Origin of the sequence: Myroides sp. DF42-4-2 (assembly GCF_030326445.1) — a bacterium.
Lineage (GTDB): Bacteria > Bacteroidota > Bacteroidia > Flavobacteriales > Flavobacteriaceae > Flavobacterium.
On the sequence record NZ_JACAKI010000005.1, the window covers coordinates 38,051 to 59,200 of the forward strand.

The window sequence follows — 21,150 nt, forward strand, 5'->3', positions numbered from 1 at the left end:
GATGCGATTATGAGTTCAATTTTTACTAAAATAATAAATGGCGAGCTTCCAGCTTATAAAATCGCTGAAAATGATCAGTTTTTAGCTTTTTTGGATATTAATCCCAATGCAAAAGGACATACGTTGTGTATTCCAAAACAAGAGATTAATAAAATTTTTGACATGGAAGAAGAACACTATCTAGCTTTGATGAAATTCTCAAGAAAGATAGCAAAAGCATTAGAACAAGCAGTTCCATGCCAAAGAATTGGAATGTCTGTTGTAGGATTAGAAGTGCCTCATGTTCACGTGCACCTAATTCCTTTACAAACAATGGATGATATTCGCTTTAGTAAAAAAGAAACGCTAAGTCCAGCAGAGTTTGAAGAAGTAGTGAAAAAAGTACAACAATACCTGTAAACACCAGTTTAAAGGAGAAATAAAAAAAGCAACAGTAAACCCGTTTACTGTTGCTTTTTTTATACGTCCTATATTGTCGTTAATCATTCCTTGTTACAGCTGTACTTTTTTATAGGTTATACTAAACGTTGTTCCCTTTCCAAGTTCAGATTGATGAACTTTGATCTTCCCATTTTGATATTCTTCTACAATTCTACGCGAGAGTGAGAGACCCAAGCCCCAACCGCGTTTTTTAGAGGTATACCCGGGTTCGAATATCTTTTCAAATTTGTTCTTGGGAATTCCACTTCCCGTATCTGAAATGTACAACTGAAGAAATTGACCCGTTTCTGTGATTAGAACGGATATTTTTCCTTTACCCTTTGTCGCATCTATGGCATTTTTGATTAAGTTTTCAATGGTCCAGCTGTGTAATTCTGGGTTGAGAGAAACTAATATACCGCAATCGGGTGCCGTAAACTCAAATGTAATTTGTTTAGATGAGCGCTGTTGAAAATACGCATAGGTCTTATGCGTCTCGGCAATGATATCAACAGGTGTTAATTGAGGTTTGGAACCGATCTTTGAAAAGCGGTCTGCAATTGTTTGTAATCGCTTGACATCCTTGTCAATTTCCTCAATGATTGACGGATTAATTTCCTCTAATTTCATGATCTCAATCCAACCCAATAAAGAGGACAATGGCGTGCCAATTTGATGAGCCGTTTCCTTAGCCATCCCTGTCCAAAGTCGATTTTGCGCCGCAATCTTATTGCTGCGATAAAAAATAATGATCAATACCGTAAAGAAAATGAAAATCAATATTAACGCCAATGGATAGTATTTTAATTTGAGTAACAAAGAGGAATTGCCGTAATACAAATACTGCTTTTTCTTTCCTACCTCTACCTCAATGGGGGTATTTTCATTTTTGAGTTTGCGCAAGAACAGCAAAGCCTCCTGTTCATCCTGTTGCACTTTTAGTGGTACATTGACCATCGCCAAGATACTATCGCGCTCATTCGTTTGAATGATGGGGATCGTCGTATTATTGGTAAGAATCAATAATGGAAGCTCTAAATTGGTGTCAGAAGGATTTGCCTCGTTCAGCGTATTGGATGCCGTTGCCCAAATTTCCATTTTGATGCGTTCTTCTTCTTTATACGTCTGAAAAAAAGAATACGTATTCCACAAAATAAGCAAGAGGACCACAAAAGCTGTAGCGATTAATACCCAACGAATAATTTCCCTTTTGATTGTCAAGATAATTGTTGATTTTGAAGGTTAAAGATAGAGAAATAAACGCGAATCTAGGTGGACATTAGGTGTTTTCCTCCATTTGTTTCCCCTTATTTCCCCTCTATTAAACGGGAAAACGGATCAATTGATATAGGGAATCGTTATTTTTTGCTGTGATACTAGTGAGGATTGCCGTCTTACCTACATAGCGGACACTTGAAGTATCGGAATCGTTTGCAAAGTTAAAAGAGCGCAATTAAAAGTGTGTTTGTCCACCGTGTTTTTTTGTGGTTCGATCTGCTTTTACTACCTTTACTCATCTACCAAAAAGAAGAAACAAAATGAAAACAATAAACCCAAAAGACATTTCAACTGTTGAATTACAAGGATACTTACAAGGATCCGTGGGACCACGACCTATCGCCTTAGCCAGTACAGTTGATGCTGATGGAAAACCAAACTTATCGCCTTTTAGCTTTTTCAATCTATTTAGTGCAAACCCACCAATTTTAGTTTTCTCCCCTTCGAGAAGAGTGCGTGACAATACGTGTAAACACACTTTATTTAATGTACAAGCAACCATGCAAGTGGTTATTAATGTGGTAAACTACGATATGGTACAGCAAACATCACTGTCGAGTACAGAGTACAAAGATGGGATCAATGAGTTTGTAAAAGCTGGATTTACAATGATTGAGTCAGAGGAAGTTCGCCCATTCCGCGTCAAAGAAAGCCCTGTTCAATTCGAGTGTATCGTAAATGAAGTAATTGGGTTAGGAACAGAAGGAGGTGCAGGAAATTTGGTGATATGTGAAGTCGTTAAGATGCATATTGACGAAGCTGTGTTGAATGAAAAAGGAGGTATTGACCAACATAAAATCGACCTAGTTTCTCGCATGGGTGGAAATTGGTATAGCCGTGCAAATGCTGGTATGTTTGAAGTAGAAAAACCATTGACTACGTTGGGATTAGGTGTTGATGTGATCCCTCAAGAGGTTATTGACAGTGGTATTTTTTCAGGTAACGACTTGGGGATGTTAGGCAATGTTGAGCATCTTCCTACAGCGGAAGAAGTACAAGCCTTTTTAGATCAGAATCCGCAAGCACAACAAATCGTAGCATCGGGTGATTTGGAAAAGAAATTTAATCAAGCTAAAAAGTATTTAGAGGAAAATAATGTACCTTTGGCTTGGAAAATGATAGTAGCAAAGTAAACAATCAGGAAAAAAAAGATATAATGGAAATAATAGGAAGAATTAAAGTGATTGGGCAACCACAAGATATTAGCGCAAGCTTTAGAAAAAGAGAACTTGTAGTTACTACAGAAGAACAATATCCACAAGATATCCTAGTTGAGTTTATTCAAGATAAAGTAAACTTATTGGATAGTTTTCAAGTGGGAGAGCCAGTACGAGTGTCTATTAATTTAAGAGGTAGAGAATGGACTTCCCCTCAAGGAGAAGTGCGTTATTTCAACACTATTCAAGGGTGGAGAATTGACAGAAATCAGCCTGCACAAGCAATGGGACAACCAGCGCAAAACCAATACATGCAGCAACCGAATATGGGACAGCCAGCTCAACAAGCTGGTGGTTTTAATCAAAACTACCAAACAAATCAAGCTGCGCCAAATCAGTTTGCTCAACAAGCACCTCAGGCGCCACAAACGCAACAATTTCCTCCTGCTCCGTCGTTCACGGAAGAGGATCACGATGATTTACCATTTTAATTAATATAGTCCCTAGTCGTTGAGATTAGGGATTTTTTTTTTATGATAACAATTCTTGACCCAACTATTTTGCGTTTTCCGTCAGTGGGAAAAACGCATCCATCGGGTATTTTAGCTATTGGCGGAGCATTGACCTCCGATTGGCTTATCCATGCCTATCAACGGGGTGTATTTCCGTGGTTTGAAGACGGGGAACCCATTACCTGGTGGGCACCTGATCCGCGGATGGTCGTGATACCTTCTGCATTTAAACCCTCTAAAAGTATGCGAAATATCCTGAATAGAGGAATGTTTCAGGTCACTTTTAATACCAATTTTAGAGCTGTAATCCAGCATTGTCAAAGGGTAAAGAGACAGGGACAAAACGGTACGTGGATTACCGATGATATGCTCGAAGCCTATTGTGAACTACACCAAAAAGGGTGGGCAAAATCGGTAGAAGTTTGGCAAAATGGAAGCTTAGTCGGTGGACTATACGGCATTGATTTAGGTCGTGTTTTCTGTGGAGAAAGCATGTTTTCCTTAGTCTCCAACGCTAGTAAAGTGGCCTTTCATCACCTGATTCAAAAGTTAAAGGAAGAAAGCTATTACTTGTTGGATTGTCAAGTGTACAACCCTCATCTCGCCCTATTAGGAGCAAAGGAAATGCCTAGAACTGAATATATGGACTATCTCAATAAGAAGTAAAAGATCTTCGAGTGTTAAAAGGTCAACACTCGAAGATTCCAATTCAACGTGTCAATCAACAGCAATTGATTGTGTAGAGGTTGTGCATCTACAATCACTTTCAGGGTTTCTTGTGCCATCATGGTGCCCATGATTCCTGGAAATGTGCCCAATACGCCGTTTAAACTGCAATTTGGTACATCTTTCGGATCTGGCATCTCAGGGAAAATGGCTCGTAAGTCTTTAGATTGCTTGTGATTAAAAACCGCTAGCTGCCCTTGGAAACCCAATATCGTACCGTAAATTAAGGGCTTGTTCAATTGTACACAAGCATCGTTAACCAAGTACCTAGTGGCAAAATTATCAGTCCCATCCACCACGTAATCATAGTGTTCTACTAGCTGTAGCACATTGGCCTCTGTAAGTTTTTGGCTATGTGAACGTATACAAATATGTGGGTTTAGCTGTGACAAGCGCTGGGCTGCAATTGTCGCCTTACATTGGCCAATATCCCCTTCTGTGAATACTATTTGACGGTGTAAATTGTGAATCTCTACGCGATCAAAATCAACAACCCCCAACTGTCCAACTCCAGATGCAGCTAAATAGGTGAGGATAGGCGAACCCAATCCTCCAGCTCCAATGACCAATACTCGAGCCTCTTTAATCTTTAGTTGCCCTTCAACGCCGACCGCCGTGACATTCATGGGACGACTGTAACGCATAAAATCGTGTACTTCTAACATAATTATTGCAATAAATAGTTAGCAAAACTCGCGTGCCAATCAGTCCAAACGGGTTCGTATCCCTTGGATTGAATGAGACGATGAATTACTTCTGTTGAACGATTGTCACAAATTTCAAATTGAGCTAGTGACTCTTGATCTACGCTGTACCCCCCAGGATTAGTTTTGGAACCTGCACTCATCGAAGTGACTCCTAAACCAATGACGTGATTGCGGAAATGCTCACTCTCACGTGTTGAAATAGATAACTCAATATCTTCATTCCAAATGCGGTAGGCAAACATGAGTTGAAGTAAGTCAATGTCTTCCATAATGAAATTAGGCTCTACATTCCCCTCTGCTGGACGTAAACGCGGAAAGGAAATAGCGTATTTTGTCTTCCAATATTTCTTTTGTAAATAATCCAGGTGTAAAGCCGTAAAAAAACTATCTACCCTCCAATCTTCTAATCCCAACAATACGCCCAAACCTATTTTGTGTATCCCTGCTTGGCCAATGCGATCTGCAGTCTCTAAACGATAGCGGAAATTAGATTTTTTCCCCTTGGGATGATAGCGTTTGTACACTGCTTCATGATACGTCTCTTGATAAACCAAAACAGCATAGACGCCCAGTTGGGCTAATGCGATATAATCCTTTTCTTCCAATGGTTGTACCTCAATTGAGATGGTGGAGAAATGGGGGCGTATTTGTTTAATCGCATCTTCAAAATACGGCATATGCACCGTGTGGTTCGCTTCTCCTGTTACTAATAGAATGTGGTCATAGCCTTGGCTCTTGAGTAACTGTATTTCTTGTTTAATTTCTGGAGGTGCAAGGGTTTTGCGTCTAATTTTATTGTCCATGCTAAACCCGCAATAGGTACATATATTGTGGCATTCATTGCTCAAATACATAGGGGTATAAAGTTGAATGGTTTTGCCAAAACGCTTATGAGTCAACTGTTGACTCAATTGCGCCATTTCTTCCAAAAAAGGTCGAGCAGCAGGAGATATAAGGTGGATAAAATCGCGAATGTCTCGTTTGGACTTGGCTAAACTACGGGCAACATCACTCGGGGTAGTGGCTTCAATTTGCTGACGCACCTCTTCCCATACATAGTCTTTGTATATTTCGTAAAAGCTCATGATTATTCGTACAAAAATGAGGTTAATGGACTAGATGCATGCGCGTGATGCTGTACGATACCTAATCTAGCTTCATACGCCATACGACCTGCAATAACTGCTTGTTGAAAGGCTTTTGCCATCTGTACGGGGTCTCCTGCAACGGCAATGGCAGTGTTAACTAATACTGCATCAGCACCAAGTTCCATCGCTTTTGCTGCATCAGAAGGTGCACCAATACCAGCATCTACAATTACGGGCACTCGACTGCTTTCAATGATAATTTCTAAAAAATCTTGTGTTCGCAATCCCTTGTTGGTTCCAATGGGGGCACCTAGTGGCATAACAGCAGTTGTGCCTGCCTCTTCTAATCGCTTACACAATACAGGATCCGCATGAATGTATGGCAAAACAAAAAAACCTTGTTTAGCTAAGGCTTCCGTTGCAAGTAAGGTTTCAATAGGATCGGGAAGTAAATACTTCGGATCGGGGTGTATTTCTACTTTTACCCAATTTGTCCCTAGTGCTTCACGAGCTAATTGGGCGGCGAGAACAGCCTCTTTTGCAGTTCTCGCTCCCGATGTATTGGGAAGTAAACGCAAATGAGGATGGTTAAGGTGAGCAAGGAGTTGATCGTTCTCTTGGGCTAAGTCCAATCGCTTTAAGGCAAGCGTAACGAATTCTGTGCCACTGGCTAAAGTAGCCGCTTCCATTATTGCTGGTGAACCGTATTTGCCCGTTCCTAAAAATAAGCGGGAATGAAAGCTGTGATCGCCTAGTTGTAAGTCTGTCATAAAAAGTAAGCTTTTAGTTGTTGTGTAATTTGTTGAGGTTGTTTATTTTGATGGAATAAACTCGAAACAGCAATTCCCGATAACCCTAGGTTTTGCAAAGGAGAAATATCTTGAAGGGTGATACCACCTATGGCTACAATTGGTGTCTTCTTCTCCTGTTCTGTCAATGCAGAAAGGATGATGCGATATCCCTCATACCCCAACAAAGGACTTAAATTTTGCTTGGTTGAAGTATAGCGCAATGGACCTAAGCCTATGTAAGAGCATCCAGCCAATATATGCTGTTGGACATCCTGCAAGGTATTGGCCGTACCGCCAATAATCTTATTGGGCAGGATCATTCGCGCTTCAGCTATGGATTGATCTTTTAAGCCCAAGTGAACGCCATCAGCATCAATAGCACGCGCTAAATCGGAATGGTCGTTGATAATTAAAGTAGCTTGGTATTTTTCGCATAGGTATTTGACCTGTTCCGCAGTGCTCCAACGAATAGAAGAAAGCGTATTCTTAAAGCGAAATTGAATCCATTTTTGACCAGCGTCTAAAACAGATTCGATGTGATACAATTGTTCTTGTGGGGTATCACCTTGACTGATATATTGAATGGGATTAAACATGATATGCAAGTAAAGTTGAAGTGGATCCTATTGTTTTTTCGATGTATTGTTTGGCTTTTGCAATTGCCGAAAATAATGGGTAGTCCAGGGCGACATAGCTGGCAATTGCCGACGATAATATGCACCCTGTCCCGTGTTTGGTCGTGTAATAGATCTGTTGAGGATAAAAGACGTGGTGGGCTGTGGCGGTAAACAATTGATCCTGCCCCTTTAAATGGGGATGATGTCCACCTTTTAAAAGGACAGCACAAGCAGTACTCAAGTATTTGGCCTTTGCTATTGGGGGGGCTGTGCCCGCTACTAATAGGTCTATTTCCGGGTAATTGGGGGTGATTAAATCGATTTGTTCTAAAATCGCCCACAGCATGTTCTCTTCTATGGGTGATGTCAAGTTAAAGTGGGTACTCGAGCGCAATACGGGGTCCCATACAACAAATGCAGTTGGAGCATAGCGCTGAATCAACTCGAGATAAGTCAAGAGCTCTTCCCCAGATTGGACAATTCCAATTTTGATCACCCTTGGGGAATAACGCTGCAGGAGAACCTCCAATTGTTGGCGTACAGTGTCGCCTTCTTCCCAATGAAGAGCCGTGAAGCTATCTTCCGTTTGAATCGTATTGGCCGTGAGAATGCCAATGCCGTATACTTGATTTGCTTCAAATGTTTTGCAATCGGCTAGTAAACCCGCACCTGCACAGGGATCAAATCCCGCTATCGAAAAAGCAATTGGTCTTGTCGGTAACATAAATCAAATTGTTTAAGGGGATCATCGGCTTGCCAAATCGAACCGAGTATCGCAAAGTCATTAAAACCCATCGCACGGACGGCAGAAAGTCGGGTAGGGGTTACACCTCCCAAGGCAACAGTCTGAATCCTCGGAAAGGACCATTGTTGTATTTCTTGCTGCCAATTCACTGTAGGGTGATAGTCCTTTTTTGATATACTCGAAAACACTGGACTCAAAAACACGCGTCTATGCTGTGTTGATAACTTTTGGTATTCGCTAGAGTTATGAACACTTGTTGATAAATAGGGCAGTTGATTACCTAAGTTATTAACAAATGAACAATTCATTGTTGATAAGTGGGCATAATCAGCCTCTATTGTGTTGATAAGTTGAGTGTATTGTTTAAAAACTTCCACTTTATTGTTCATAACAAGGGTAGGAATGTGAATAACTAGTCGTTGTCTATGTTGATAACTTATCTTTTCCACCCATTTTTGCACGTTTTCAAACGTCCATTTTGGCTTGCGTAGGTGCAAAAGAGGTAAGCCCCTCGCCAGCATTTCATTGGCGAGGCTTATCTCTTTGGGATGTATATCGGGGGGAGTAATGACAACCATCTTACAAATAAATCTCTTTACCTGATTTGATAAATTCCTCTGCCATTTCCTTCATTCCTTGATTTGCAGTATCTCGAATTTCCTGTGAAATTTTCATCGAACAGAACTTCGGTCCGCACATCGAACAAAAGTGTGCCACTTTAGCGGCGTCTGCTGGGAGGGTTTCATCGTGAAATTCTCTTGCAGTATCGGGATCTAACGACAAATTGAATTGATCTTCCCAACGGAATTCAAAACGCGCTTTACTCAAGGCGTTGTCTCGATATTGTGCGCCGGGATGCCCTTTGGCTAGATCGGCGGCATGTGCTGCTAGTTTGTACGTGATCACGCCGTCTTTCACGTCTTTTTTGTTGGGTAATCCCAAGTGTTCTTTCGGGGTTACATAGCACAGCATAGCCGTGCCATACCACCCAATCATCGCTGCGCCAATCGCGGATGTAATATGATCGTATCCCGGTGCTATATCTGTGGTCAAAGGGCCTAAAGTATAGAAAGGGGCCTCGCCACAATCGCGCAATTGTTTTTCCATATTTTCCTTGATCAGGTGCATGGGTACGTGTCCTGGTCCTTCGATCATGACCTGAACATCGTGTTTCCACGCAATTTTGGTCAATTCACCTAATGTTTCTAGCTCTGCAAATTGAGCTGCGTCATTCGCATCGGCAATAGATCCTGGTCGTAAACCATCCCCTAGTGAAAAGGCAATGTCGTACTGCTTCATAATCTCGCAGATTTCTTCAAAGTGAGTGTATAGGAAGTTTTCTTGGTGGTGATACAAGCACCATTTGGCCATAATAGAACCTCCGCGAGATACAATACCCGTAACGCGTTGGGCCGTAAGGTGGATGTAGCGCAAAAGTACCCCTGCGTGTATGGTAAAATAGGAAACACCTTGCTCAGCTTGTTCGATTAGCGTATCTCTAAATATCTCCCAAGTGAGGTCTTCGGCAACACCCTTTACTTTTTCTAAGGCTTGATAAATGGGAACCGTACCAATTGGTACAGGCGAATTGCGAATAATCCATTCGCGTGTTTCGTGTATGTTTTTTCCTGTTGATAGATCCATAATCGTATCTGCACCCCAGCGACACGCCCAAACCGCTTTCTCTACTTCTTCCTCAATGGTTGAGGTAACCGCACTATTGCCTATGTTCGCATTGATTTTTACCAAAAAATTTCGCCCAATAATCATCGGCTCACTCTCTGGATGATTGATATTGTTGGGAATAATCGCTCTCCCTGCTGCAATTTCTGCTCGTACAAACTCTGGTGTTATAACGTTTTTAGGTGTATTGGCTCCAAAACTGTGCCCTTGGTGTTGTTGTTTTAAGGATGGCGATACGTTCTCCAACTGTTCTAAACGCTGATTTTCGCGTATCGCTACATATTCCATTTCAGGAGTTATTATTCCCTGTTTAGCATAGTGCAATTGTGTGACATTTTTGCCAGGTTGCGCTACTTTGGGCTTGTGGGTAAATTCAAAACGCAAGTGTGCTAATGAGGGATCCTCTGCTCTTTTTTGCCCATATGCTGAGGTTAGTTGATCTAAAACAACAACATCGCCTCTATTGATAATCCATGATTCACGCAAACGCGGTAATCCCTTTTTGATATTGATGTTTTGGTTTTCGTCCGTATACGCACCAGAAGTATCATATACTGTTACCGCTGGGTTTTCCTCTGTGGTTCCCGTGCTGAGTTTCGTTGGATGCAAAGTGATTTCGCGCATCGCCACGCGAATGGGAAATAAGCTTCCCTCCACATATATTTTTTTTGAATTGGGAAAAGGCGTTTGTGAGATTTTTTCGTGTTGTTCCATACGTTGATTTAATTTTAGTTTAAAATTGAAGAGTACTAATGGAATCAACCGCCTTGCGTCGCCGTAATGATCAGAATATCATCTGTTTCGCTTAGTAGATGTGTGAACCAATCCGATTTCGGAATAACGCAGTCGTTTACTGCAACAGCAATGCCTTTCTGTTGTGTGGGCCAATGCAGATCCAACAGCAGCTGAATACTGATCGACTTTTGCTCGAAGTGAATTTTTTGATTGTTGATTTGTAGTTCCATTCCTCTTTTGTGTTTATGATACAACTTTAGGAGTGGCTACAAAAGGGTACGACAAGTACCAATTGAAGTCATCTTACTTTTCCCTACGCTAGTATGAACTAGATCAGGTTCAAAGGGTAAAATCTCAGCCTACTGATGTAGACACCCCTAAAGTTGAAGGCAAATATAAGCATTATTTGATAGGAAGCAAATGTTGGTTTATTTTTAAAAAAATATTAAATTCGACTAAAAATGAACAACTTATGAAAAGATCAGAGCTGAAATTTATGACCGATTGGGAAAACAGAAGGAAAAGTGGATGCCTCAAATACTGTCTCTTAGATGGAAGTGCTTTTGGTTTGATCATGCTCTTGTTTGTTGAGGTATTGACTTATTTTTTTGTGGCAAATTACACCTTTACATGGGCTCGATTAGGTTTTGCTTTTGGGGTTTGGGTCTTGGGAGGAATCACAATTTACGGTCCTTTGATGTGGCTAATCCATGGTTATTACTACAAAAAATTTTCCAAAAAATATGCGCTATATGCGCAAGAAAAGAAGTAAAGTAAACAAAAGGTATTTTGTGTTTTTGGGGTGCTTTATGTTTGATTAGCTGATGATAATAAACACTAAAATGATTTAAGTAGAAGCTGTCAATAGATAGAATACAAAAAAAGTCAGAAGATTTCTTCTGACTTTTTTTTGTATCTATAGGTTTTATTTTTTGAGCATTAGGCTTCTACAGCTACCTCATTGGTTTTCATACCTATTTTGTCTACGATAAGTGCGATTGCACCGTCTCCCATCACATTACACGCGGTTCCAAAGCTATCCATGGCAACATAGAGTGCGATCATCAAGGTCTGCTGCTCTTGGTTGAATCCCAAGATAGATTGTAATACACCTAAAGCAGCCATAATGGCTCCGCCAGGAACCCCTGGAGCGGCAATCATTGTTACGCCTAGCATAAATATAAAACCAATCATAGCCAAGGGATCGATCGGTGTATTTTGAATGAGAAGCAAGGCAATTGCACAAGCAACAATTTTTAGCGTACTTCCCGCCAAGTGTATAGTAGCACAGAGGGGTACAACAAAACCTGCAATTTTAGGATTGACACCATTGTTTAAGGTAGACTCCAAAGTGACTGGAATTGTAGCCGCAGAGGATTGAGTACCCAAAGCGGTGAAATAGGCAGGTAACATGCGTTTCATAAGGAGGAAAGGATTCTTTTTTACCACCGCTCCGGCCACGCAATATTGAAAAACTAAAAAGACAATATGCAAGGCAAAAATGACCCCAATAATTTTCAAGAAGGTTTCCAGTACAGCAAATACTTGCCCACTGTAGGTCATGTTTAAGAACACACCGAAAATAAAGAGAGGTAAGCAAGGGATAATAATCCTTTCGATTACTGTAGTGATAATGGACTGAAACTCGTTAAAAACGCCCTTTAAATGCGTGAAAGGCCCCTTAGAAATACAAATCCCAATAATGAATGCTAAGATTAAGGCGCTCATTACATCAAATAGAGGTGGAATTTCGATTGAAAAGTAAGGGAGGAGTACCTTTTCTGTATTCACGACCAATGCTGTGGATTGCGTATTGAGCAACTGAGGAAAGATACTTATAGAAACCCCGTAAGAGCTAAAACCAGCTAATAGGGTGGAGCCATAAGCCAAAGCTGTAGTTAGCACTAAGAGTTTACCAGCTTCTTTGCCAATATTGCCAATCGCAGGAATAATTAATCCGACGATGATTAAGGGAATAAAAAAGCTTAGAAAATTCCCAAAGATAGCATTGAAAGTGCTAAAAATGCGGCTGATTCCCAAGGGGAGAATATCGCCTAAATAAGTCCCTAGCGCAATAGCAATGACAATTTGTAATAATAAACTGTTCTTGAGTAGTTTCATATCTTTTTGTTTTAAAAATACGAAAATAAATAAAAAAACCTCAAACATTTCGTTTGAGGTTTGATATTTTAATGTCTTTAGGAAAAATATTATCCTAGTGAAGCTCTTTTGAATCCTGTGATTTCAACACCAAAAGCTTTTACATAATCAGAAACCTTTTTAGATTCATCTTTGATGAAGTTTTGGTCTAATAATGCTTTCTCTTGGTCTAAAGTTGTATTGTCACTGATGAAACGAGCAACTTTTCCAGGTAAAATTCTATCCCAGATGTTTTCAGGTTTACCTTCAGCTTTTAATTCAGCTTTAGCATCTTCTTCCGCTTGTTTCAATACTTCTTCAGTAAGTTGAGCGTAAGAAATATATTGAGGTACATTTTTAAGTGTTTTACCTAAACGTACTAATTCTTCGTTTTCTTTAACAATAACTGCAATACGAGCTTCTGTTTCTTTCGCGATGAATTCTGCGTCAAAATCTTTGTAAGATAAAGTTTCAGCTCCCATTGAAGCAACTTGCATAGAAACGTCTTTAGCAATTTCCTCTGCTTTAGCAACTGCTGAAGATAAAGCAGTGATTGCAGCGATTTTGTTTCCGTGAACGTAAGAACCGATGAAAGCACCTTCTAATACTTCGAAAGAACCGATTTCGATTTTCTCACCGATAACTCCTGTTTGCTCGATACATTTGTCAGCAATAGTCATTGTGTCATTGTATGGAGAAGCTAAGAATTCTTCTTTTGTATTGAAGTTGATTGCTTTTTCAGCTAATTCTTTTGCCAATGCTTGGAACCCGTCGTTTTTACCTACGAAGTCAGTTTCACAGTTTAATGTAATAACAACACCTCTAGTTTTGTCAGCGTTCACAAAAGCTACAGCAGCTCCTTCTGATGACTCACGGTCAGAACGGTTAGCAGCAACTTTTTGTCCTTTTTTACGTAAAACTTCGATTGCTTTATCGAAATCTCCTTCAGCTTCAACTAAAGCTTTTTTACAGTCCATCATTCCGGCACCTGTTTGTTGTCTCAGCTTGTTTACGTCTGCAGCAGTAATATTTGCCATTTTAGTAATCTTTTAAAGAGTTAATAAATTAAAAAAGTCGTTATTGACAGTTGAATACAAAGGTAAACATCTATCAGCATAACGACTTTATGATATTGTTAAAAAATTATGCTTTAGCTTCAGCGTCAGCTTTTACAGCTGGTGCTTCTTCTTTTTCAGATTTTCTTTCTGCATTACCTTCGATAATAGCAGCAGTCACTAAAGATAAAATTTTATCGATTGATTTAGAAGCATCATCGTTTGCTGGAATTACGTAGTCAACTTGACGTGGGTCAGAGTTCGTATCCACCATAGCGAAGATCGGAATGTTTAATTTTTGTGCTTCTTTAATCGCAATGTGTTCAGCTTTGATATCTACAACAAAAAGAGCAGCTGGTAGACGAGTCATATCAGCAATAGAACCTAAGTTCTTCTCTAATTTTGCACGAAGACGCTCAACTTGTAAACGCTCTTTCTTAGAAAGCGTCATAAATGTACCGTCTTTTTTCATTCTATCGATTGAAGCCATTTTTTTCACAGCTTTACGAATAGTAACGAAGTTTGTTAACATACCACCTGGCCATCTTTCAGTGATGTATGGCATGTTAGCCGCAGCTGCTTTTTCAGCTACGATGTCTTTCGCTTGCTTTTTTGTAGCAACGAAAAGGATTTTTCTTCCTGATGCAGCGATTTTTTTCAAAGCTTCATTTGCTTCTTCAATTTTAGCTGCAGTTTTATATAGATTGATAATGTGAATACCATTACGCTCCATATAGATATAAGGAGCCATGTTTGGATCCCACTTTCTAGTCATGTGTCCAAAATGAACACCTGCTTCTAGTAATTCTTTTACTTCTACTTTGTTTGCCATTTTCTAATAGTTTACGTTCTGTTACTTTAGCAATGATTCAGTAGCGATTTCTCGGTCTCAACCATTTAGATGCTAAACTACTTCTTACAAAAAATGCAAGTGCGCAACAAAAACCTAGATTTTTTAATAATAAATAAATATTAACGTTTAGAGAATTGGAATCTCTTACGAGCTTTCTTCTGACCAAATTTCTTACGCTCAACCATACGTGGGTCACGCGTTAATAAACCTTCTGGTTTTAAGATTGCTCTGTTCTCAACATCAATTTCGCACATCGCTCTAGCAATTGCCATACGCACTGCCTCAGCTTGTCCTGTAGTTCCTCCTCCGTATACATTTACTTTTACGTCAAAGTTCTCAGCGTTCTCAGTAAGTGTAAGAGGCTGTAATACTTTGTACTGTAATGTACCAGTAGGGAAATAAGTTGTAAAATCTTTTTTGTTTACTGTGATCTTTCCTGTTCCTTCTGAAACATAAACACGAGCAACAGCGGTTTTTCTTCTACCGATTTTGTGAATAACTCCCATTACTTAATTTCGTTTAAATTAACGGCTTTAGGTTGTTGAGCCTCATGTTTGTGCTCAGCGCCTACATTAACATTTAAATTACGGAATAATTGTGCTCCTAATTTGTTTTTAGGCAACATCCCTTTGATTGCTTTCTCTACTAATAATGCAGGGTTTTTTTGTTGCATTACTTTAGCAGTTAAAGATCTTTGTCCTCCTGGGTAACCTGTATGACGGATGTAAGTCTTGTCATCTAATTTGTTCCCTGTAAGGTTGATTTTTTCTGCGTTGATTACGATTACGTTGTCTCCACAGTCTACGTGCGGCGTGTAATTTGTCTTGTGTTTACCTCTTAAAAGTGTTGCCACTTTAGAAGCAAGACGTCCCAAATTTTGGCCTTCAGCATCTACAACTAACCATTCTTTTTGAACAGTTGCTTTGTTAGCTGATACAGTCTTGTAGCTTAAACTTTCCACAATAATTTTGTATTTAATTAAACATTCCATTCCCAATTAAGGGAGTGCAAAATTACATAATTTCTTTTATTATACAAATTCAATAGACTGTTTTTTGCTTTTATTTGCTATTAAATGACTGAGTTGTAATTTGTTTGAATAAAAATCCAAAGTTTTTTTGCGTACTATTTTCCCCGAAAAAAGGGTGGAGGTATTAGTACACAAATTGTTCTTAATTACTGATTTTGTGTCAGGATAAATCAGTATCTATCCAAAATTACTCATAATGAGAGTGTTTCGATTCCAAGTTCTTTGTTTAATACAACTTTGGATTGTAATTCTCAGGATATTTTGCCATTTCTGGACTGTAGTAGGGCGCAATCTCGTCAAGTAGCTCTTCAAAGGATTTATCGCCTACTTTTATCAATTTCATGATGCCACATTGCTTCTTCTTGTAATCCGCATAGCACAAGGCAATCGGTATGTTTGTTTGTCTAGCCATGTGATAAAACCCCTGTTTCCATTTAGGGGAAAAAGAACGCGTTCCTTCGGGAGTATTAATCAAGGCAATTTCATCTGCTTCCTCGATGATTTGAACGGCATAGTCTACCAAGTTCTGACTTTTTGTACGGTCTACACCAATACACCCTATCGCCTTGAAGAAAAAACCAAACCACGATTTAGTGTAATAGTCTTTGATGAAGATTTTAAAAGGCATACCCAACACCCAAAAACAAGCCAAACTGTAGTAAAAATCCCAATTGGTGGTGTGGGGTACACAAATAAGTATACTCTTCTTCTCCTGCTTAAAGGATTCATCGTGAACCACTAGTTTCCATCCCGTGATGGCTAACATCAATTTTCCTATTGCTTTTTTCATGTAGTCAATGTATTGGAGTACAAAAGTACGAGTTTTTTTGAGAGGGGAGCGGTAGATAATTATTGGTGTTTGACCTTGAGTTAGAGACCAACTCCCTCTTCGTTTGGGTTAGTTTGGCTGAGGTTGATGGGTAGGCTTATCTCTGAACAACAAAGGGCTAAAAAAACTATTCACTTGTTTTTAATCACTCATTTCTCTAAAAAGGAAGAGGTTGTCTAAGCAGACAACCTCTTCCTTTTTAGTATCATAATGGCTTTATCTCCTAGTGATTCCATGGTTTAAAACTAGTGCGCTTGAAGCCAATTCTCTCCTGTTCCCAAATCAACAACAAGGGGAACAGCTAGGGTAAAGGCGTTTTCCATTTCTTGTTTGACCATGGTTTTTAACGCTTCTAGTTCTGCTTTGTGTGCATCAAACACCAACTCATCGTGTACTTGCAACAACATTTTTGATTGCCATTGTTCTTCAACCAATCGCTTGTGGATGCGGATCATCGCAATCTTAATGATATCTGCGGCACTTCCCTGTATTGGTGCATTTACGGCATTTCGCTCGGCTGCACTACGAACGACTGCGTTTTGGGAGTGAATGTCTTTCAAATAACGTCTTCGACCTAAAATGGTTTGTACATAGCCGTATTCTCTCGCAAATTCGATTTGCTGTGCGATATAATCTTTTAACTTCGGATAGGTTTCATAATAGGTGTCAATCAGCTCTTTGCTTTCCGCACGTGATAAATTCGTCTGATTGCTCAATCCAAAGGCAGACACACCATAGATAATCCCAAAGTTTACTGTTTTGGCGTGACTTCTTTGTTCCTTTGTTACTTCTTCTAAAGGAACGTTGAAAACACGTGCCGCTGTAGAGCGGTGAATGTCTTCTCCTTTTTTGAAGGATTCAATCATGTTGGGTTCTTCACTCAGTGCTGCGATAATGCGCAATTCAATTTGAGAGTAATCCGCGGCCAGTAAGACGTAATTCTCATCACGAGCGACAAAGGCTTTGCGCACTAAACGGCCGCGTTCTGTGCGGATAGGGATATTCTGTAAGTTGGGGTTATTCGAACTCAAACGCCCTGTAGCAGCTACCGCTTGCATGTATTCGGTGTGAATGCGGTTAGTTGACGAATTGATTTGTTTCGGCAATGCATCTACATAGGTATTCTGAAGCTTAATCAATTGACGCCAATTTAAAATATCGGCTACAATCTGATGCTTAGGGGCTAATTCACTTAAAATTTCTTCTCCTGTAGCATATTGACCTGTTTTGGTCTTTTTGGGTTTAGCGCCTCCTATTTGCAATTTCTCAAATAAGATATCCCCTAACTGTTTGGGAGATGCCAAATTAAAAGTCTCTCCCGCTGTTTCGTATATCGCTTGCTCTAATTGTTTGATATCGCTGTCTAAGGTGCTCGATAGTGACTGTAAGAATTCCACGTCTAAGCGAATTCCCTCATTTTCCATATCTGCAAGGACAGACACGAGGGGAATTTCGATGTTTTTAAATAAGTCAAGTGTAGCGGTTGCTTCTAGTTGTGGAAGAAACTCTTGTTTGAGTTGGAAGGTGATATCTGCATCTTCTCCTGCGTATTCCTTAACGAGTTCTACCTCAATTTCGCGCATGGTTTTTTGATTCTTCCCTTTTTTACCCAACAGGGCTTCAATAGGTTGTGGCGTGTATTTCAAATAGGTTTCCGCCAATACATCCATGTTGTGACGCATATCGGGGTTGATCAAATAATGCGCAATCATAGTGTCAAACAACGGATGGTTGACTTGGATACCGTATTGTTTTAAAACTTTGATGTCGTATTTTAAATTCTGACCGATTTTCTCAATGGTTTCCGATTCAAAGAAAGGTTTGAAGTGAGCGAGTGTTTCTAGCACTTCGTCTTTATTGGCTGAAAGGGGAACGTAAAAAGCAGTACCTTTTTCAAAGGAGAAGGAAATACCTACTAATTCGGCAGTTAGCGGATCTAATCCTGTTGTTTCTGTATCAAAACACACGCTTTTTTGTTGCATTAATTGCTGAGCCAACAAGCGAATAGCCATAGGCGATTGTGCTAGTTGATACATGTGTTTCTTCGTTTCTAAGGTTTCAAAAGGCAAGGCTGTGGATGAACCGCCAGCAGTGCCAAATAAGTCCAACTGCTCTTCTGAATTGGCTGCTACAGTCGAAGTAGGAGCTTCTGAGGCGCTTTTTGAAGCGAAAATCTTATCGAATTGTTCTTTCATTCTTCTGAATTCCAACTCTATAAAAAGAGCATCCGTCTTTTCAACATCGGGTTGCTCTAAAATGTAGTTATCCGCGTTAAACTCAACCGGACAATCGAGTATAATTGTGGCTAATTGCTTCGAAAGAAGCCCTTTCTCTTTGTTCGCCTCAATGTTTTCTTTCATTTTTCCTTTTAGCTCATGGGTATTCGCCAAAAGATTTTCCATCGAACCGTATTCTTTGATGAATTTTTTTGCCGTTTTCTCACCTACTCCAGGTAATCCCGGAATATTGTCTACTGCATCTCCCATCATCCCCAAAAAGTCAATGACTTGTTCTGGGTGGTCCACTTCAAATTTCTCTTTTACCTTCTCAACATCCCAAATTTCAATACCATTGCCCATACGAGCAGGACGGTACATCACAATATTGTCGGAAACTAATTGGGCGTAGTCCTTATCAGGTGTTACCATGAATACTTTGAAGTCTTCCTTCTCCGCTTGTTTGGAAATGGTTCCAATTAGGTCATCAGCCTCAAATCCTGCTACCTCAATGATTGGGATATGCATAGCTTTTAGAATTTCCTTGATATAGGGAACCGCAATTTTAATCGCTTCGGGTGTTACATCTCGATTGGCTTTGTATTCAGGAAATATCGCCAAACGATCTTTACTTCCACCATTGTCAAAGGCAACTGCTAAATGATCGGGATTTTCTCTTTTAATGACATCTAAAAGTGAATTCATGAACCCCAATATCGCTGAAGTATCTAATCCTTTTGAGTTTACTCTTGGGTTTTTAATAAGTGCGTAGTATCCCCTAAAGATTAAGGCATAGGCATCTAGTAAAAAAAGACGTTTTTGTTGAGCCATTGAATGATGGTTTTTATTTTAGTATTGAATTAATTTCAAAGATAGTGATTTTGTTTTTCTAAGCGAGAAGAACTCCGAATCCAACCAAATTTTCACAACAAGAGTAGCTTTTTTTCTTATGCTTTTTTTGTAGGTACGTTTATATGAGAAGAAAAAAGGTTTCATTTGAGTGGATGAATCAGAATAAGCCTAATAAACTAATATAACGTATACAGTAAAACTAGGACGATTACCTATAAGGGTACCAATAAAGTAGGTCGTGAAAATGTTGCGGTATTATAGTTTTTTGCCAATAGTGATAGATAAAGATCTAGGTGTTTATTTGTTGTTGCTCGTGTTTTGTTATCCTACACCACCTAAAATTGTCCATTTCACGTAGGAAGCTATTAATCTTTGTTAAAGATATTTTGATACGTTAGACAAAAAACTAACTTTGTTACTTATAGCTTTTACTATGTTGAATTTAGCCTTCTTATTACCTGTATTACTCCTTGTTGAATTTTATACCTTCCAAGCTGTAAAGCAGGTAACTGACCGTCGATTTTTTCGCTGGCTTTACCTTATTTGCTCTGCTTTAATTATTGCGTATATCGCGTATGGATTTTCTCGTTTTGATCGTTCTTCGGGTCAAAATCATCAATCCATGTTGGCTGCCGCTATGGTTATCCTATTTTATCTTCCTAAAGTATTGATTTCGATTTTGTTGCTTTTGGAAGATTTTGTTCGCGTACTTCGCGGTATGGCTCACTATTTTAAAAGAGAAAAAATCAAACAAAAAGATAGATTCCTTCCAGAGAGGAGAAAGTTTGTTACGCAATTGGCGCTGGGTATTGCCGCTCTTCCATTCCTGTCTGTTCTGCACGGAATTACCTTAGGGCGATATAAATTTCAGGTGCACAAACACATTTTGACTTTTGAAGATTTGCCAGAGGCCTTTGATGGATTTACCATTACTCAACTTTCCGATATTCATTCGGGTAGTTTTGACAACCGCGAACAATTAGAATATGCCATTGATTTAGTGAATCAACAGCAATCGGATTTGTTGTTATTCACAGGAGATTTGGTCAATAGTTTGGCCAGCGAAATGATGCCTTGGTTGGATGTTTTCAAAAAGATTGAGCAGCATCCTTATGGCAATTTTTCTATTTTAGGGAATCACGATTATGGCGAGTATATCAAATGGGAGACAGACGAGGAGCGCATTCGCAATTTTGAAGCAATTTGCGATTTGAGTCCTGCCATTGGTTTTAAGCTGTTGCGCAATGAACATGTTCGCTTGCAAAAAGGAGAGGATAGTTTGGTTGTAGTTGGCGTAGAAAATTGGGGAGCACGTGCGCATTTTATGAAATATGGCGATTTGGATCTAGCGACGAAAGGGGTTCGTCCTGAAGATTTTAAAGTGTTGATGACGCATGATCCATCGCATTGGGAGGCAAAGGTGTTAGATCATCCACAGCAGTTTCAGCTAACTTTGTCTGGGCATACACATGGTAGTCAGTTCGGTATTGAAATACCGGGATTTATCAAATGGAGCCCCATCCAATACGTCTATAAGCAATGGGCAGGAGTATATGAAAAGTTAGGTAAAATGATTTACGTAAACCGCGGTTTTGGCTATCACGCCTATCAAGGACGTACTGGTATTTGGCCAGAAATTACCGTTCTTGAATTGAGGAAGAAAAAATAGTTTATTCTACTAAAATGTAATATTTTTGTAATAATAAGTTGTTAAAGA

Annotated in this window: 22 protein-coding genes and 1 riboswitch; of the genes, 6 read left to right on the forward strand and 16 right to left on the reverse strand. The window is 39.6% G+C overall.

Annotation, left to right across the window (positions count from 1 at the left end; genetic code table 11):
* Positions 1-9 precede the first annotated feature (9 nt).
* Positions 10-399 (forward strand): HIT family protein, encoded by a 390-nt coding sequence (locus tag HX062_RS05735; protein WP_182627875.1) that lies wholly within the window; start codon positions 10-12, stop codon positions 397-399.
* Between the two features lie 93 nt (positions 400-492).
* On the opposite strand, the gene HX062_RS05740 is transcribed toward HX062_RS05735, so the two are convergent.
* Positions 493-1,641 (reverse strand): sensor histidine kinase, encoded by a 1,149-nt coding sequence (locus HX062_RS05740; RefSeq protein WP_182627873.1) that lies wholly within the window; start codon positions 1,639-1,641, stop codon positions 493-495.
* A gap of 317 nt (positions 1,642-1,958) precedes the next feature.
* Here HX062_RS05740 and HX062_RS05745 point away from each other — a divergent pair, with 317 nt between their 5' ends.
* The 3 genes from HX062_RS05745 to aat are packed head-to-tail and all read left to right on the forward strand — an operon-like array spanning position 1,959 to position 4,033.
* Positions 1,959-2,831, forward strand: a complete 873-nt coding sequence (locus tag HX062_RS05745; protein ID WP_182627871.1) for a flavin reductase family protein — start codon at positions 1,959-1,961, stop codon at positions 2,829-2,831.
* Between the two features lie 23 nt (positions 2,832-2,854).
* Positions 2,855-3,346 (forward strand): DUF3127 domain-containing protein, encoded by a 492-nt coding sequence (locus tag HX062_RS05750; protein WP_286466765.1) that lies wholly within the window; start codon positions 2,855-2,857, stop codon positions 3,344-3,346.
* 42 nt (positions 3,347-3,388) lie between these two features.
* On the forward strand, positions 3,389-4,033 hold the full coding sequence (gene aat / locus HX062_RS05755) for a leucyl/phenylalanyl-tRNA--protein transferase (protein ID WP_286466766.1): 645 nt from the start codon (positions 3,389-3,391) through the stop codon (positions 4,031-4,033).
* 14 nt (positions 4,034-4,047) lie between these two features.
* On the opposite strand, the gene HX062_RS05760 is transcribed toward aat, so the two are convergent.
* Genes HX062_RS05760 through thiS form a run of 8 tightly spaced genes read right to left on the reverse strand, consistent with a single transcriptional unit; the run spans position 4,048 to position 10,689 of the window.
* A complete protein-coding gene (locus HX062_RS05760; protein ID WP_286466767.1) occupies positions 4,048-4,758 on the reverse strand; it encodes a HesA/MoeB/ThiF family protein in 711 nt (236 codons plus the stop codon).
* 2 nt (positions 4,759-4,760) lie between these two features.
* Complete coding sequence (thiH, locus tag HX062_RS05765; RefSeq protein WP_286466769.1) at positions 4,761-5,885, reverse strand: 2-iminoacetate synthase ThiH; 1,125 nt, start codon at positions 5,883-5,885, stop codon at positions 4,761-4,763.
* Between the two features lie 2 nt (positions 5,886-5,887).
* Positions 5,888-6,658, reverse strand: coding sequence for a thiazole synthase (locus tag HX062_RS05770; RefSeq protein WP_286466771.1), 771 nt, complete (start codon positions 6,656-6,658; stop codon positions 5,888-5,890).
* On the reverse strand, positions 6,655-7,275 hold the full coding sequence (gene thiE, locus HX062_RS05775) for a thiamine phosphate synthase (RefSeq protein ID WP_286466772.1): 621 nt from the start codon (positions 7,273-7,275) through the stop codon (positions 6,655-6,657). The genes HX062_RS05770 and thiE overlap by 4 nt, the downstream gene beginning before the upstream one ends.
* A complete protein-coding gene (locus tag HX062_RS05780) occupies positions 7,268-8,020 on the reverse strand; it encodes a hydroxymethylpyrimidine/phosphomethylpyrimidine kinase (RefSeq protein WP_286466773.1) in 753 nt (250 codons plus the stop codon). The genes thiE and HX062_RS05780 overlap by 8 nt, the downstream gene beginning before the upstream one ends.
* A complete protein-coding gene (locus HX062_RS05785) occupies positions 7,987-8,619 on the reverse strand; it encodes a thiamine phosphate synthase (protein WP_286466774.1) in 633 nt (210 codons plus the stop codon). Before HX062_RS05785 ends, HX062_RS05780 begins: the two co-directional genes overlap by 34 nt.
* 1 nt (position 8,620) lies before the next feature.
* Positions 8,621-10,438: a phosphomethylpyrimidine synthase ThiC gene (gene thiC / locus HX062_RS05790; protein ID WP_286466775.1), complete on the reverse strand. Its 1,818-nt coding sequence runs from the start codon at positions 10,436-10,438 to the stop codon at positions 8,621-8,623.
* A gap of 44 nt (positions 10,439-10,482) precedes the next feature.
* The gene (gene thiS / locus HX062_RS05795; RefSeq protein ID WP_182627852.1) at positions 10,483-10,689 is read right to left on the reverse strand and encodes a sulfur carrier protein ThiS; all 207 of its coding nucleotides are present in this window, start codon (positions 10,687-10,689) and stop codon (positions 10,483-10,485) included.
* Between the two features lie 63 nt (positions 10,690-10,752).
* A riboswitch (TPP riboswitch) is annotated at positions 10,753-10,848 on the reverse strand.
* A gap of 83 nt (positions 10,849-10,931) precedes the next feature.
* Here thiS and HX062_RS05800 point away from each other — a divergent pair.
* Positions 10,932-11,231 carry a hypothetical protein gene (locus tag HX062_RS05800; protein WP_182627850.1) on the forward strand — a complete coding sequence of 100 codons (300 nt, stop codon included), beginning with the start codon at positions 10,932-10,934 and terminating at the stop codon, positions 11,229-11,231.
* 167 nt (positions 11,232-11,398) lie between these two features.
* Here the strand turns inward: HX062_RS05800 and HX062_RS05805 are convergent, their stop codons facing one another.
* From HX062_RS05805 to polA, 7 genes are all read right to left on the reverse strand, one after another.
* Positions 11,399-12,580, reverse strand: a complete 1,182-nt coding sequence (locus HX062_RS05805; protein ID WP_182627848.1) for a dicarboxylate/amino acid:cation symporter — start codon at positions 12,578-12,580, stop codon at positions 11,399-11,401.
* Between the two features lie 89 nt (positions 12,581-12,669).
* The gene (tsf, locus tag HX062_RS05810; protein ID WP_286466776.1) at positions 12,670-13,635 is read right to left on the reverse strand and encodes a translation elongation factor Ts; all 966 of its coding nucleotides are present in this window, start codon (positions 13,633-13,635) and stop codon (positions 12,670-12,672) included.
* A gap of 106 nt (positions 13,636-13,741) precedes the next feature.
* On the reverse strand, positions 13,742-14,485 hold the full coding sequence (gene rpsB, locus HX062_RS05815) for a 30S ribosomal protein S2 (RefSeq protein ID WP_002987799.1): 744 nt from the start codon (positions 14,483-14,485) through the stop codon (positions 13,742-13,744).
* Between the two features lie 140 nt (positions 14,486-14,625).
* Positions 14,626-15,012 (reverse strand): 30S ribosomal protein S9, encoded by a 387-nt coding sequence (gene rpsI / locus HX062_RS05820; protein WP_182627844.1) that lies wholly within the window; start codon positions 15,010-15,012, stop codon positions 14,626-14,628.
* Complete coding sequence (gene rplM, locus HX062_RS05825; RefSeq protein ID WP_182627842.1) at positions 15,012-15,467, reverse strand: 50S ribosomal protein L13; 456 nt, start codon at positions 15,465-15,467, stop codon at positions 15,012-15,014. The genes rpsI and rplM overlap by 1 nt, the downstream gene beginning before the upstream one ends.
* A 295-nt stretch (positions 15,468-15,762) precedes the next feature.
* Positions 15,763-16,326: a 1-acyl-sn-glycerol-3-phosphate acyltransferase gene (locus tag HX062_RS05830; RefSeq protein WP_182627840.1), complete on the reverse strand. Its 564-nt coding sequence runs from the start codon at positions 16,324-16,326 to the stop codon at positions 15,763-15,765.
* A gap of 284 nt (positions 16,327-16,610) precedes the next feature.
* Entirely contained in the window at positions 16,611-19,412 is a 2,802-nt protein-coding gene (gene polA / locus HX062_RS05835) for a DNA polymerase I (protein ID WP_182627838.1), read from the reverse strand.
* 454 nt (positions 19,413-19,866) lie between these two features.
* Here polA and HX062_RS05840 point away from each other — a divergent pair, with 454 nt between their 5' ends.
* Complete coding sequence (locus tag HX062_RS05840; RefSeq protein WP_182627836.1) at positions 19,867-21,102, forward strand: metallophosphoesterase; 1,236 nt, start codon at positions 19,867-19,869, stop codon at positions 21,100-21,102.
* The last annotated feature ends 48 nt before the right edge of the window (positions 21,103-21,150 follow it).

Coding starts and splice junctions, on each gene's coding strand:
- HX062_RS05735 (WP_182627875.1), top strand. CDS start 10: ATGAGTTCAATTTTTACTAAAATAATAAATGGCGAGCTTCCAGCTTAT.
- HX062_RS05745 (WP_182627871.1), top strand. CDS start 1,959: ATGAAAACAATAAACCCAAAAGACATTTCAACTGTTGAATTACAAGGA.
- HX062_RS05750 (WP_286466765.1), top strand. CDS start 2,855: ATGGAAATAATAGGAAGAATTAAAGTGATTGGGCAACCACAAGATATT.
- aat (WP_286466766.1), top strand. CDS start 3,389: ATGATAACAATTCTTGACCCAACTATTTTGCGTTTTCCGTCAGTGGGA.
- HX062_RS05760 (WP_286466767.1), bottom strand. CDS start 4,758: ATGTTAGAAGTACACGATTTTATGCGTTACAGTCGTCCCATGAATGTC.
- thiH (WP_286466769.1), bottom strand. CDS start 5,885: ATGAGCTTTTACGAAATATACAAAGACTATGTATGGGAAGAGGTGCGT.
- HX062_RS05770 (WP_286466771.1), bottom strand. CDS start 6,658: ATGACAGACTTACAACTAGGCGATCACAGCTTTCATTCCCGCTTATTT.
- thiE (WP_286466772.1), bottom strand. CDS start 7,275: ATGTTTAATCCCATTCAATATATCAGTCAAGGTGATACCCCACAAGAA.
- HX062_RS05780 (WP_286466773.1), bottom strand. CDS start 8,020: ATGTTACCGACAAGACCAATTGCTTTTTCGATAGCGGGATTTGATCCC.
- HX062_RS05785 (WP_286466774.1), bottom strand. CDS start 8,619: ATGGTTGTCATTACTCCCCCCGATATACATCCCAAAGAGATAAGCCTC.
- thiC (WP_286466775.1), bottom strand. CDS start 10,438: ATGGAACAACACGAAAAAATCTCACAAACGCCTTTTCCCAATTCAAAA.
- thiS (WP_182627852.1), bottom strand. CDS start 10,689: ATGGAACTACAAATCAACAATCAAAAAATTCACTTCGAGCAAAAGTCG.
- HX062_RS05800 (WP_182627850.1), top strand. CDS start 10,932: ATGAAAAGATCAGAGCTGAAATTTATGACCGATTGGGAAAACAGAAGG.
- HX062_RS05805 (WP_182627848.1), bottom strand. CDS start 12,580: ATGAAACTACTCAAGAACAGTTTATTATTACAAATTGTCATTGCTATT.
- tsf (WP_286466776.1), bottom strand. CDS start 13,635: ATGGCAAATATTACTGCTGCAGACGTAAACAAGCTGAGACAACAAACA.
- rpsB (WP_002987799.1), bottom strand. CDS start 14,485: ATGGCAAACAAAGTAGAAGTAAAAGAATTACTAGAAGCAGGTGTTCAT.
- rpsI (WP_182627844.1), bottom strand. CDS start 15,012: ATGGGAGTTATTCACAAAATCGGTAGAAGAAAAACCGCTGTTGCTCGT.
- HX062_RS05830 (WP_182627840.1), bottom strand. CDS start 16,326: ATGAAAAAAGCAATAGGAAAATTGATGTTAGCCATCACGGGATGGAAA.
- polA (WP_182627838.1), bottom strand. CDS start 19,412: ATGGCTCAACAAAAACGTCTTTTTTTACTAGATGCCTATGCCTTAATC.
- HX062_RS05840 (WP_182627836.1), top strand. CDS start 19,867: ATGTTGAATTTAGCCTTCTTATTACCTGTATTACTCCTTGTTGAATTT.